Source organism: Antarcticimicrobium sp., assembly GCF_029212575.1.
Lineage (GTDB): Bacteria > Pseudomonadota > Alphaproteobacteria > Rhodobacterales > Rhodobacteraceae > Antarcticimicrobium.
In genome coordinates this window covers 68,435-80,599 of record NZ_JARGPK010000055.1, presented here as the reverse complement: position 1 = coordinate 80,599, position 12,165 = coordinate 68,435, and the positions used below count along the sequence as shown (strand labels likewise).

Here is a 12,165-nt window from a genome sequence, read left to right as displayed (position 1 = left end):
GGACCCGACATGGATCTGCTGAACCGCATCAATGACTTCCTGACCGGCCAACTGGGAGAGTTCGGCCCGCTGATCGTGGTCGGCGTGCTGGGGATGTTCATGATCCTTCTGACCGTCCCCCTGCTGCTGAACCAGCCAGAGGACCCGCTGAAGAAACTCAAACGCGACAGTGAAACCGCGAACAAGCCGAAGTCCAAAAAGGAACAGCTACGACAGCGCGGCGGCAACAAGAAGCTGGAACGTTTCGCCACCTTCCTCGAACCGCAGGACGCCGAAGAATTGTCGGCGATGCAGCTGAAGCTGCGCCAGGCGGGGTATCAATCGAAGGACGCGGTGCGGTTCTTTCACTTTGCCCAGTTCGCGCTGGGCATTCTGGGGCTTTTTGCCGGATTCCTGTACGTCATGAACCTCGGCGGAAACAGCGCGCTGAGCAGCCAGCAATTGGTGATGTACGTGATCGGACCGGGCGCGGTGGGATACCTGTTGCCGAAATACTGGGTCACCCGCCGTGTCGAGGAGCGCAAGGAGGCGATCGCCGGCGGTTTTCCCGACGCGCTGGACATGATGCTCGTCTGCGTCGAGGCCGGCCAGTCGCTGGACCAGTCGATCGTGCGCGTCGCCAAGGAGCTGCACGGCTCCTGCGCGGCACTGGCCGACGAGTTCGAGATCGTCGCCTACGAGATGAAAGCCGGCAAGGACAAGGACAGGGTGCTGCGCGACATGGCCACGCGCTGCGGCGTGCAGGACGTGGCGTCCTTCGTCACGGTGATGATCCAGTCGGCCACCTTCGGCACCTCGATCGCCGAGGCGCTGCGCGTCTATGCCGGCGAGATGCGTGACAAGCGCGTGATGCGCGCCGAAGAGGCGGCAAACAAGTTGCCAACCAAAATGACCCTTGCCACAATGATGCTGACGGTTCCGCCGCTGCTGATCATCCTGGTCGGCCCTTCGGTCAACGGCATCCTGAACCTGGGCAACATGAGCAACTGACAAACATGGCACCACCGGGTGTGACGCAGGCCGCACCGCTTTTCAGACTGACCACGGCCATTGCCGCCTTTGCGGCTGTGGCCGCTTGCGCGCCGGAACAGATCAATGGCCCCCAGGGCGGCCCCTATGCGCCGGGCGTCAACCTGCGCGCCCCGGCCGAGGACAGCATCGATGTGGCCCACAGGCTCATGGCGGCGGGAGAGTTCGAGCTGGCGCTCGATGCCTTTACCCGCGCGGCGCTTGTGGATGGCATGAGCCCGGAGATCATGACCGGGTTGGGCAGTGCCAATCTCGGCCTTGGCCGTCTGGGCCAATCCGAAGACATGCTGCGCCGCGCCGTCGAGGCCGCCCCCGACTGGCCCGAAGCCTGGAACAACCTCGGCGTGGTGCTGATGGAACGCGGCAAACTGACCGAGGCCGGCGCAATCTTTCGCAAGGCCTATGCGCTGGACGATGGCGAAAGTGACGCAATCCGCGACAATCTGCGCTTAGCCCTCGCAAAATCGGAAAATCCTGCTAATAATGGCGAACAAAACCAAGAATACAAATTGGTGCGGCGGGGCAGCAGCGACTTTCTGATCCGCAAGACACCATGATCGAGGCGAGAGCAGTAAAGGACGCAAACCATGCGCCACCTGATCCTGATTCCGGGCTGCCTGGCGGCGGCGCTGACCCTGTCGGCCTGCGCCGAGAAGGGAAGCGAGACCGTCGAACGGGCGTTCCAGGACGTCAATGTCGTCGATGACAACAACCTCAACGACGTGATGCTGACCGTGGCCGACCCCAACGAGGCGGTCGATTACTTTGCCCGCGCTCTCAAGTCCAAGCCCGAGAAGGTCGAACTTCAGCGCGGTCTGGCCAAATCTCTGGTCCGGGCCAGGCGCAACACCGAAGCGGTTGCGGCCTGGGCCCGGGTGATCGAGATGGAGGGCACCACCGACGACGACAAGGTGGATTTCGCCGATGCGCTGATCCGCAACGGCGAGTGGAAACGCGCCAAGCAGGTGCTGGACGGCGTCCCGCCCACCCATGAGACCTTCAAACGCTACCGGCTGGAGGCGATGGTGGCGGATTCGAACCGCGAATGGTCCCGCGCCGACAGCTTTTACGAAACCGCCGTCGGGCTGACCACGCGGCCCTCGGGCGTGCTGAACAACTGGGGCTATTCCAAGCTGACCCGTGGCGATTTCAGCGATGCCGAGCGGCTGTTCGGCGATGCCATCCGGCAGGATCCGACGCTTTTCACCGCCAAGAACAACCTGGTGCTGGCCCGGGGCGCGCAGCGCAACTACAGCCTGCCGGTCATCCCGATGGACCAGACCGAGCGGGCGCAGCTTTTGCATACAATGGCGCTGTCGGCGGTCAAGCAGGGTGACGTCGCCACCGGCAAGGGGCTGCTGCGCGAGGCAATCAGCACCCATCCGCAGCACTTCGAAGAGGCGGTCCGCTCGCTCCGCGCGCTCGAGACCGGCTGAGCCCATGGCCCTCGCCAGCACGGCGGCGCTGTGGTTCCTGCCCTTTGTCCTGCCGATCTGCCTTTATGTCTGTTTCACCGATCTCAGCCAGATGCGCATCACCAACCAGGCGGTGTTGGCGCTGGCGACGGTCTTTCTGATCGTCGGGCTGATCGCCCTGCCCCTGCCCGCTTACGGGATGCGGCTGGTGCAGATGCTGGCGGTTCTCGTGGCGGGCTTCGCGCTGGCCTCGGCCGGCGCGGTGGGGGCCGGCGACGCGAAATTCGCCGCTGCCGCCGCCCCGTTTGTCGCCCCGGGCGACCTGCGCATGTTGCTGGCGCTGTTCGCCGCCAACCTGCTGGCGGCCTTCGCCACCCACCGGCTGGCGAAATTCACCCCGTTGCGCCGGATCGCGCCCGGTTGGAAAAGCTGGGAGGCCGGCTGGAAATTTCCGATGGGGCTGTCGCTGGGCGGCACGCTGGCGCTCTACCTTGTCCTGGGGGCGGCCTACGGTCGCTGAGCGCACTGCGCCAAGCTGCCCCGTCCTTGCCCATCTGATGCCACAATGAGCGGGCAAACTGTCGCCTGACGATCGACCGGACCGGAACGACGAGTGCCACGACCATGAATATGCAGACCAGCCCGGCGTTCGCGCCGCAGATGCCGCACAGCCTCGACGAGATGCATCTGCCTCTCGTGATGATGCGGGATATCCTGCTCAAGACCATGTTCCGCAAGAATGCCGAAACGGTCAGCGAGACCGCGCAGGCGCTGTGCCTGCCGATCCCGATCACCCAGGAACTGGTGGACATGGCACGCACCCAGAAACTGTTGGAGGCGACCGGCACGCTGAGCGCCACCGCCAGCAAAGAGATGGGCTACCAGCTGACCGATGCGGGCCGGGCGCGGGCGCTGGATGCGCTGGCGCAGTCGGAGTATTTCGGCGCCATGCCGGTGCCGCTCCGGGTCTACGCCGAGCAGGTCAAGCGGCAGTCGATCCGCAACATCCAGGTCACCCGCGATCAGTTGACCCGGGCGATGGGGCACCTGGTGCTGCCCAGCGATCTGCTGGACCACCTCGGCCCGGCGGTGAGCGCGGGACGCTCGATCCTGATGTACGGCCCGCCGGGCAACGGCAAATCCTCGATCTCCAACGGCATCCGCGCCGCCCTGGGTGATCTTATCTACGTGCCGCGCGCGATCGAGTACTCGGGGCAGGTGATCACCGTCTACGATCCGGTGGTGCACACCGCCATCCCCGAGGTCGAGGACGACCCGCACAGCCTGCGGCGTGCGCGCCGGAGCGATGCCCGCTATATCTGCTGCGAACGGCCGACCGTGGTGACGGGGGGGGAGCTGTCGCTCGACATGCTGGACCTGGTCTACAACCCCACCGCGCGGACCTATCAGGCGCCGTTGCAGCTGAAGTCCACCGGCGGCATCTTCATCGTCGATGACCTGGGCCGGCAGGCGGAACCGCCACAGGCGCTGATCAACCGCTGGATCGTGCCGCTGGAGGAGGACAAGGACATCCTCGGGCTGCAATCGGGCGAGAAGTTCGAGGTGCCCTTCGACACGCTGGTGATCTTCTCGACCAATTTCCATCCCAACGAGATCTTCGACCAGGCCGCGCTGCGCCGGATCTTCTTCAAGATCCTGATCGACGGACCCAGCCAGGAGGATTTCCTGAAGATCTTCGCGATGGTCGCGCGCAAGAAGAAGATGCCGCTGAACGAGCCCGCGCTGCGCTATCTGCTGATGGAAAAATACCCCCAGATCAACGACGTCTATGCCAACTATCAGCCGGTGTTCCTGATCGACCAGATGATCTCGATCTGTGAGTTCGAGGGGATCCCCTATCAGATGACGCCCGAATTGGTCGACCGGGCCTGGGACAACATGTTCGTGCGCGAGTCCAAGATCACCAAGTGATCACTCGGCCGGCGCGGGCCGGTTTGGCGCCAGGGTATCCTCCAGCGGCCGCTCGCGCATCAGCAGGGCCACGGCGCTGGCCAGCAGGCCCAGCACGGCGGCGCACCAGAACACCGGATGCAGCGCCTCGGCGATGGCGGCGGTCACCTGGTCGCGCTGGTCCGGGCCGAGTGCCGCCAGCGCGGCCCCGGTCAGCCGCCCGCCGTCACCGATCCCCTCAAGACCCAACGCCGACAGCCGCGCTGCCAGCCCGGTGGCGAACATGGCGCCGAACGCCGAGGTTCCGACCGCACCGCCGATCAGCCGGAACATGTTTGCGCTGGCGGTGCCGACGCCGACGGTTTCGCGCGGCACCGCGTTCTGGATCGCTGTGACGTTCACGCTCATGACCGGGCCGATACCGACGCCGGCGATGAAGACGAAAAGCACGATCAGCGCGTTGGGCGTCTCGGGCCCGACGGTGGCCATTCCGGACATGCCAAGGGCAAGGATCAGCGTCGAGAACACCGGCAGTAACCGATAGCGCCCTGTGCGCGCCATGAACCGCCCGGCTAGCGCCGAGGTGCCGACCAGCCCGAGCATCATCGGCGTGAGAAACATCCCCGAGGGCGAGGGCGCCACGCCTTTGACCACCTGCATGAACATCGGGATGAAAGTGATGGTGCCGAACATCGCGCCGCCCACCATCACCCCGGTGAGATTGGCCACGACGAAATTGTTGAGTCGAAACAGCGTGAGCGGCAGAATCGGCTCCTTCGCCGCGCGTTCGGTCAGGATGAACCCGGCAAGGGCCAGCACCAGCCCCGCGCCCAGCGCCGCCATGCCCGGACTGCCCCAGCCGAGGCTGACGCCCCCGGCCGAAAAGATCAGAACCGTGCAGGACAGCGTCACCGCCAGCAGCACCGCACCGAGATAGTCGATCGAGGGGCGCGCGCGGGGCGGGCGCGCCGCCAGCGAGAGGCTGAGCACCACAAGGGCCAGCAGACCGATCGGCATGTTGACCCAGAAGATCCACCGCCAGCCCAGATGCTGGGCAAGAAAGCCCCCGGCCAGCGGCCCCACCACGGTCGACAGCCCGAACACGCCGCCCAGCGCGCCCTGCGTGGGGCCGCGCTGGCGCGGTGGCAGCACATCGGCGACCGAGGCCATCGCGACCACGATCAGCCCGCCGCCGCCCAGCCCCTGCACGAAACGGCCGATGACCAGAACCTCCATGCTGGGCGCCAGAGCACAGATCAGGGCGCCACTGAGAAACACGCCGATCCCGGCCTGAAGCACGGCGCGGCGCCCGAACAGATCGCCCATCTTGCCCAGCACCGGCGCGCCGACGGTGGCCGCCAGCAGATAGGCGGTGACCACCCAGGTGATACGGTCCAGCCCGCCCAGCTGGCCGACGATGATCGGCAGCGCCGGCGTGACGCTGGTCTGGCCCAGCGAGGTCACGAACAGCACCGACGCTGCGGCCAGGATCGCGAGGCGAACACGCATCTTGTCGGCGCGGTTGTCCTCGGCCTGCAAATCGTCTGTCGGTGCGGGATAGGTCGTCACGTTGAATCAGCCCTGGAAACATCGGTGCGAAAAACAGCGACCCGTGGAAAACCATCGAAACCGCGGGCCGCCAAGTTAGGGAGTTCACTTGTTATCGGCACTTATGTGCAGGACTCAATTGCATGTCAATAGCATGTAATTTACAAATGGCGCATCCCGGGGCACAGAGGATCACGGCAAGGGGACGGCGGCATGGCTTCGCGCGACGATCAGATGCGGGATTTTCTTTTCCGGGCGGGCGTGGAGCCGCGCGCGGTGGACTCGGCGCTGGAAATCGACGCCGTGATGCAGCAATGGCGGCGGCGCTGGCACAAGCGCGAGCTGGGCGCCAGCGCGCTGCGCCATCTGCAACTGGCCGACCGGCTGGACCTGGCACAGCTTGACGTGCTGATGGCGATCTGGGCCCCGTCCCGGGAATTCCGCTGCAAGGAAGGTCAGGAAACCATGGTCTCGACCGTGGCCGAGCGGCTGGGTATCGACCCGTCGCGCGCCTCGCGGCTGGTCAGCGACCTGATCGCCAAGGGGCTGGCGCGGCGCGCGGTCAGCCAGCAGGACGCGCGACGCACCATCGTCGAGCTGACCGAGGACGGCAAGATGATCGTCCGCGCGGTGCGGCGGTACAAGTTCCTGCTGATGGGCGATTTCCTGTCGGGCTGGAGCCAGGAGGAGCGCGACACCTTCCTGCCGCTGCTCGACCGGTTCTCGAAATGGACCGAGGAGGCCCCAGGCATGGGCTCGGAGCATTTCGCCGAAGAGATCGCCGCGCTGGTCGCCAGCCTGCCGTCCGCAACGGACAAGGGCTGAGATGGCCAGATCGGACCGGGTAACACCGGCGGAGCGGGATGGCATCGGCGTGGCCGGCTGCGATCGCATGGGCGCGCCGATGCTGGCTGCCCTGCGCGCCTTGGATCTTGACGCGTGGGGGTTCGACATCCGTCCGCCAGCCGACTTCGGCCCGCTGGCCCCGGCGATGACCGACGATCCGGCGGATTTCGCGCAGGACTTGCGCACGCTGATCACCGTGGTCGCGACATCGACCAGACCGAGGCGGTGCTGTTCGGCCGGCAGAACCTTCTGACCGCCCCCGGGCTGACGCGCGTCATCCTCTGCTCGACCCTGTCGCCACGCTACGTGCGCGACCTGCGCGACCGGGTGCCCGGGCATGTCGCGCTGATCGACGCGCCGATGTCGGGCGCCCGGATCGCGGCGCAAGAGGCGCGGCTGAGCTTCATGCCGGGCGGCGACGCGACCGACCTCGACGCCGCGCAACCGCTGTTCGATGCGATGGGCGCGCATTTCCACCGCATGGGCGGATACGGCGCCGGGATGCAGGCCAAGGTTCTGAACAACCTGCTGGCGGCGTCCAACACCGCGATGACGCGGCTGGTGCTCGACTGGGCCGATGCCTCCGGGCTGGAGGAGGACAAGCTGCTGGCGCTGATCCACACCTCATCCGGGCAGAACTGGCTGGCGTCGGGCTTTGAGGCGATCGAGTTCGCCCGCGACGGCTGGGCAGAGGACAATACCATCGGCATCCTGGTCAAGGACGTGGACAGCGCGCTTGACGCCGCGCCCGAAGGGGCCGACACCGCCCTGCCCGAAACCGTCCGGGCCGCAATCCGCGCGCTGACCCGGCGGGGCTGAAGCAAAGGGCATTGGCGGGCCTTGCGCCGCGCCCTACAGTCGCCCCCATGCCCGACCTGCCCCCGAAACTTCGTAACTGGTTCGCCGCCAAGGGCTGGTCGCTGCACCCGCATCAGCGGGCGATGCTGGAGCGCGCGGGCGATCCGGCGACGCTGCTGATCGCGCCCACCGGCGGCGGCAAGACCATGGCCGGTTTCCTGCCCACCCTAGCCGAGCTGGGCGAAACCCCGCCCGAGGGGCTGCACACGCTTTATGTCAGCCCGCTCAAGGCGCTGGCCGCCGACATCAAGCGCAACCTGCGCAGCCCGGTCGAAGAGATCGGGCTGCCGATCCGCATCGACGACCGCACCGGCGATACCTCGCAAACGCGCAAGAAACGCCAGCGCGCCGACCCGCCGCATATCCTGCTGACCACCCCGGAGAGTCTGGCGCTGCTGACCTCCTACGAGGACGCGGAACGTACATTTTCCGGGCTGAAACGGGTGGTCGTGGACGAGATCCACGCGCTGGCCGAATCCAAGCGCGGCGATCAGCTGATGCTGGCATTGGCGCGGCTCGAAACGCTCTGCCCCGGGCTGCGCCGCGTCGGCCTCTCGGCAACGGTGGAGGACCCGGGCGCGATGGCGCGTCTGCTGGCGCGGCACCCCGATCCCTGCGACATCGTGCTGGCCGATCCCGGCCCCGATCCGGATATCGCCATGCTGGAAACCGACGAGTTGCCGCCATGGGCCGGCGGCGGGGCGGCCCATGCGATCCCGGCGGTGATGGAACAGATCCGCAGGCACCGCACCACGCTGATCTTTCACAACACCCGCGCCCAGGCCGAGATCTTTTTCCACAACCTCTGGCTGGCCAATGACGAGGGGTTGCCGATCGGCATCCATCACGGGTCGCTCGACCGGGGGCAGCGCGAGCGGGTGGAGGCGGCGATGGTGCGCGGCGAGCTGCGCGCCATCGTCTGCACCGGCAGCCTCGACCTCGGCATCGACTGGGGCGACGTGGACCTGGTGGTGCAGGTCGGTGCGCCGAAGAACGTCAAACGCCTGGTGCAGCGGATCGGGCGGGCCAATCACCGCTACAACGCGCCGTCCAAGGCGTTGCTGGTGCCCGCCAACCGCTTCGAGGTGGTGGAATGCATGGCCGCGCTGGAGGCGGTGCGCGATCATGCGCTGGACGGCGATCCGCGCGGGCCGGGCCCGCTCGACGTGCTGTGCCAGCAGATCCTGATCGCCGCCTGTTCCGGGCCGTTCGATGCCGATGCGCTCTATGACGAGGTGCGCAGCGCCGGGCCCTATGCCTGGCTGAGCCGCGCCGACTTCGACGATTGCCTGCAGTTCTGCGCCACCGGCGGTTATGCCCTGCGCGCCTATGACAAGTGGCAGAGATTGCAGCAGCGGCCCGACGGGCTGTGGCAGTTGCGCGACCCGCGCAGTGCCCAGCGGATCCGGATGAACATCGGCACGATCCAGGACAGCGATACACTCAAGGTGCGGATGCGCGGGCGCGGTGGCAAACCGCTGGGCGAGGTGGAGGAGGGGTTCGCCGCCTCGCTCACCGCCGGCGATACCTTCCTGATCGGCGGCAGGATCGTGCGCTACGAAGGGCTGCGCGAAATGACCGTCGAAGTCAGCCGGGACAAGGGCCGCAAGCCGAAAATCGCCACCTTCATGGGTACAAAATTCGCCACCTCGACCCAGCTCAGCGCGCGCATCCTGGATCTTTTCGCACAAGGCGACTGGCCGCAACTGCCCCGCCACACCGCCGACTGGCTGGCGTTGCAGGCGCGCATGTCGCAGCTTCCGCAGGCCGGGCGATTGCTGGTCGAGAGCTTTGCCCACGACGGGCGCGAACATGCCTGCGTCTACGGATTTGCCGGGCGCAACGCGCAGCAGACGCTGGGGCTCTTGCTGACCAAGCGGATGGAGGAGCTGGGGCTGGCGCCGCTGGGCTTCGTGGCCAGCGATTACGCGACGCTGATCTGGGGGCTGGAGCCGCTGGCAGACCCTGCGCCGCTGTTCGACCCGGAGGCCCTGCGCGACGGGCTGGAGGGCTGGCTGGCAGGCAACGCGGTGATGAAGCGCACCTTTCGCGCCTCCGCCACCATCGCCGGGCTGATCGAGCGCAACATCCCCGCCGCCCAGCGCAAGACCGGGCGACAGGCGGTGTTTTCCTCGGATATCCTCTATGACACGCTGGCGAAATACGATCCCGACCACCTGTTGCTGCGCATCACCCGCACCGAGGCCGAGCGCGGGCTGGTCGATTTCGGCCGGATCGAGGAGATGCTGGAGCGGATCGGTGGCCGCATCGACCATATGCGGCTGACGCGGATCACGCCGCTGGCCGCGCCGCTGCTGCTTGAGGTGGGAAAGGTGCCGGTCGCCGGACAGGCCGAAAACCGGCTGATGGCGGAAGAGGCGGCGCGGCTGATGCAGGCCTCGGGGCTGGCGGCGTTGCATCAGGCCGAGGCGGAGAGGTCCGCGCCGTCGCGGGGATGACGGGCCCGTGATCCCCCTTGCCTTTTCCGGCCCTGCCCGGCATGGAACGGAGCATGAACGGGTATGACTTCTCCCTTGCCGGCGTGTCGTTGGTGGCGCTGGGGACCGGCGCGCTGTGGTGGCCGGACCGCGCGCTCTTGTGCGTTTCGGATCTGCATCTGGGCAAGTCCGAGCGGATCGCCCGGCGCGGCGGCGGCACCCTGCCGCCCTATGACACCCGCGACACGCTGAACCGGCTGGCCGCCGACCTGGCCCGAAGCCAGGCCCGGACTGTGGTTTGCCTGGGTGACAGTTTCGACGATCTCGACGCGGCCCGGGCCCTGCCGGAGGAGGAGCGGCTGTGGCTCGCCAAGTTGCAGGCGGGCCGGCGCTGGGTCTGGATCGCGGGCAACCACGATCCCGGCCCGGTAGGTCTGGCCGGAACGCTGTTGACCGAACTGCCGGTGGCGCCGCTGAGTTTTCGCCATATCGCGCGCCCCGGCGCCAGCGGCGAGGTTTCGGGACATTACCACCCCAAGGCGTCGATCCGCAGCCGGGGCCAGACGGTGACGCGGGCGGCCTTCCTGCTCGACCGCGACCGGGTGATCCTGCCCGCCTATGGCACCTATACCGGCGGGCTGCGCAGCAACAACTCGGCGCTTGCCACGCTTATGCGGCGCGAGGCGCTGGCGCTGCTGACCGGGGCGGAGGTGCATGCCATCCCGATGCCGCGCTGAGTGGTCAGAGCAGGCCGGCGACCTCGACCTGCGGGCGATAGGTGCGGCTGACCGGCACCTGGTCCCCGTTGGTCAGGACCAGAAAGATCCGCCCGCCGTCGCGGTCCACCCGCTCGACCGCCGCGCACGCCACCCAATGCGACCGATGGGTGCAGAATCCCGTGATCGGGTCCATCTCGTCGATGGCGTCGGAAAAGCGCATGCGCAGCCGATGGGTTTGCTCGGGACCGACCACATCGACGAAGTGATCCTCGACTGTCAACCGCAGGATCGGCCCCCGGAAGCTCTCCGGCAGACGGCGCATCAGCCGGGGTTCGGGCACCGGTTCCGGTGACAGCGTGTCCGCCGACTCGCCCTCACCGGCGTCCGGGTCGGAGGATGCCCCCCGCAGCCGACCTGCGATGATGCGGCGGCTTGTCGTGATGCAGAGCGAGATGATCGCGACGAATTGCGCAAAAGGCAGCGCATCGGCAAGCGAGGCGAACCTGACGGCCAGGAACCCGGCGCTGTACCCGATCAGGACCGGGGAGAAACAGGCGGTCATCAGGCCGACAACGAAGAGATCCTGGAGCCACGGCCTTTTGCGGCTGACCAGCCGATGCGCCAGGCGCGTGAACCACCCGGCCATCAGAACCGAGGTGAAGATGACAAGTGTCCAGAACGCCAGCCGGTAGGGGAAGCTGTTGTTGTAAGTCCCAAAGGGTCCTGCATAGGCCGCGAGAAAGCACAGAACCGGCAGGATCACGGTTTCGCCCGACGAGATCGACGGGAACAGGCGTGCTTTGAAGGGTCGCTTCGTGTGGAACGTCAATCGAATGCCAATCAAATATCTCTAATGTATTGACCATAAGGTGAAAATTATGATGAATGCATCGTGTATTGGCACAACTTTCCGTGAGGTCAACCGGACAGAACGTTCCGGTCACACCGCTGCGGCGTGCTGGTCGGGACGGGAGGCCACCGATATGGAACAGCAAGATCGGATCGAACAGAGCTTTGCCCGGCAGAGCATGATGGACACTCTGGGCGCACGACTGGACAGCGTGGAGCCGGGCCGGGTGGTGATCTCGGCGCCGATCCTGCCGGGCAGCCGCCAGCAGCACGGGGTGGCGCATGCCGGGCTGACATTCGCGCTGGGCGACACCGCCGCCGGGTACAGCGCGCTGAGCGTGATGCCCCTGGACAGCGAGGTGATGACGGCGGAGATCAAGATCAATCTGCTCGCCCCGGGCCGGGGCGAGAGGCTGCGCGCCACGGGAAAGGTGATCAAGCCCGGGCGGCGGCTGCTGGTGGTCTCGGCCGAGGTGCACGCGCTGGACGGCGACGAGGAGACCCTGATCGCGGTGCTGACCGGCACCATGGTGCCGGTCACAGCGGGCTAGG

General features: G+C 66.8%; 13 protein-coding genes. 11 read left to right on the top strand and 2 right to left on the bottom strand.

Features of this window, described 5'->3' with window-relative positions:
- Positions 1–9: 9 nt before the first annotated feature.
- The 5 genes from P1U75_RS11675 (at position 10) to P1U75_RS11655 (ending at position 4,376) form a co-directional block, all read left to right on the top strand.
- The gene (locus P1U75_RS11675; RefSeq protein WP_300243456.1) at positions 10–990 is read left to right on the top strand and encodes a type II secretion system F family protein; all 981 of its coding nucleotides are present in this window, start codon (positions 10–12) and stop codon (positions 988–990) included.
- Positions 991–995: 5 nt separating this feature from the next.
- Entirely contained in the window at positions 996–1,586 is a 591-nt protein-coding gene (locus P1U75_RS11670; protein ID WP_300243454.1) for a tetratricopeptide repeat protein, read from the top strand.
- A 30-nt stretch (positions 1,587–1,616) separates the two neighbouring features.
- Entirely contained in the window at positions 1,617–2,465 is an 849-nt protein-coding gene (locus tag P1U75_RS11665) for a tetratricopeptide repeat protein (RefSeq protein ID WP_300243451.1), read from the top strand.
- A 4-nt stretch (positions 2,466–2,469) separates the two neighbouring features.
- Entirely contained in the window at positions 2,470–2,964 is a 495-nt protein-coding gene (locus P1U75_RS11660) for a prepilin peptidase (RefSeq protein ID WP_300243449.1), read from the top strand.
- A 104-nt stretch (positions 2,965–3,068) separates the two neighbouring features.
- Entirely contained in the window at positions 3,069–4,376 is a 1,308-nt protein-coding gene (locus P1U75_RS11655) for an ATPase (RefSeq protein WP_300243447.1), read from the top strand.
- On the opposite strand, the gene P1U75_RS11650 is transcribed toward P1U75_RS11655, so the two are convergent.
- Positions 4,377–5,924, bottom strand: coding sequence for an MDR family MFS transporter (locus tag P1U75_RS11650; RefSeq protein ID WP_300243445.1), 1,548 nt, complete (start codon positions 5,922–5,924; stop codon positions 4,377–4,379).
- Positions 5,925–6,116: 192 nt separating this feature from the next.
- Between P1U75_RS11650 and P1U75_RS11645 the strand changes: the two genes are divergently transcribed.
- Genes P1U75_RS11645 through pdeM form a run of 5 tightly spaced genes read left to right on the top strand, consistent with a single transcriptional unit; the run spans position 6,117 to position 10,782 of the window.
- Positions 6,117–6,728, top strand: a complete 612-nt coding sequence (locus tag P1U75_RS11645) for a MarR family winged helix-turn-helix transcriptional regulator (RefSeq protein ID WP_300243443.1) — start codon at positions 6,117–6,119, stop codon at positions 6,726–6,728.
- Position 6,729: 1 nt separating this feature from the next.
- A complete protein-coding gene (locus P1U75_RS11640; RefSeq protein WP_300243441.1) occupies positions 6,730–7,002 on the top strand; it encodes a hypothetical protein in 273 nt (90 codons plus the stop codon).
- Positions 6,975–7,568 carry an NAD-binding protein gene (locus tag P1U75_RS11635; protein ID WP_300243439.1) on the top strand — a complete coding sequence of 198 codons (594 nt, stop codon included), beginning with the start codon at positions 6,975–6,977 and terminating at the stop codon, positions 7,566–7,568. Before P1U75_RS11640 ends, P1U75_RS11635 begins: the two co-directional genes overlap by 28 nt.
- Before the next feature lie 47 nt (positions 7,569–7,615).
- The gene (locus tag P1U75_RS11630; protein WP_300243437.1) at positions 7,616–10,066 is read left to right on the top strand and encodes a ligase-associated DNA damage response DEXH box helicase; all 2,451 of its coding nucleotides are present in this window, start codon (positions 7,616–7,618) and stop codon (positions 10,064–10,066) included.
- 53 nt (positions 10,067–10,119) lie between these two features.
- Entirely contained in the window at positions 10,120–10,782 is a 663-nt protein-coding gene (gene pdeM / locus P1U75_RS11625; RefSeq protein WP_300243435.1) for a ligase-associated DNA damage response endonuclease PdeM, read from the top strand.
- Between the two features lie 4 nt (positions 10,783–10,786).
- On the opposite strand, the gene P1U75_RS11620 is transcribed toward pdeM, so the two are convergent.
- Positions 10,787–11,593, bottom strand: coding sequence for a LytTR family DNA-binding domain-containing protein (locus tag P1U75_RS11620; protein WP_300243433.1), 807 nt, complete (start codon positions 11,591–11,593; stop codon positions 10,787–10,789).
- Between the two features lie 154 nt (positions 11,594–11,747).
- On the opposite strand from P1U75_RS11620, the gene P1U75_RS11615 reads away from it, so the two are divergent.
- Positions 11,748–12,164: a PaaI family thioesterase gene (locus P1U75_RS11615; RefSeq protein ID WP_300243431.1), complete on the top strand. Its 417-nt coding sequence runs from the start codon at positions 11,748–11,750 to the stop codon at positions 12,162–12,164.
- The last annotated feature ends 1 nt before the right edge of the window (position 12,165 follow it).

What these genes read in the sequence shown, in the direction of transcription:
- P1U75_RS11675 (WP_300243456.1), top strand. Translation starts at nt 10, where the DNA reads ATGGATCTGCTGAACCGCATCAATGACTTCCTGACCGGCCAACTGGGA.
- P1U75_RS11670 (WP_300243454.1), top strand. Translation starts at nt 996, where the DNA reads ATGGCACCACCGGGTGTGACGCAGGCCGCACCGCTTTTCAGACTGACC.
- P1U75_RS11665 (WP_300243451.1), top strand. Translation starts at nt 1,617, where the DNA reads ATGCGCCACCTGATCCTGATTCCGGGCTGCCTGGCGGCGGCGCTGACC.
- P1U75_RS11660 (WP_300243449.1), top strand. Translation starts at nt 2,470, where the DNA reads ATGGCCCTCGCCAGCACGGCGGCGCTGTGGTTCCTGCCCTTTGTCCTG.
- P1U75_RS11655 (WP_300243447.1), top strand. Translation starts at nt 3,069, where the DNA reads ATGAATATGCAGACCAGCCCGGCGTTCGCGCCGCAGATGCCGCACAGC.
- P1U75_RS11645 (WP_300243443.1), top strand. Translation starts at nt 6,117, where the DNA reads ATGGCTTCGCGCGACGATCAGATGCGGGATTTTCTTTTCCGGGCGGGC.
- P1U75_RS11640 (WP_300243441.1), top strand. Translation starts at nt 6,730, where the DNA reads ATGGCCAGATCGGACCGGGTAACACCGGCGGAGCGGGATGGCATCGGC.
- P1U75_RS11630 (WP_300243437.1), top strand. Translation starts at nt 7,616, where the DNA reads ATGCCCGACCTGCCCCCGAAACTTCGTAACTGGTTCGCCGCCAAGGGC.
- pdeM (WP_300243435.1), top strand. Translation starts at nt 10,120, where the DNA reads ATGAACGGGTATGACTTCTCCCTTGCCGGCGTGTCGTTGGTGGCGCTG.
- P1U75_RS11615 (WP_300243431.1), top strand. Translation starts at nt 11,748, where the DNA reads ATGGAACAGCAAGATCGGATCGAACAGAGCTTTGCCCGGCAGAGCATG.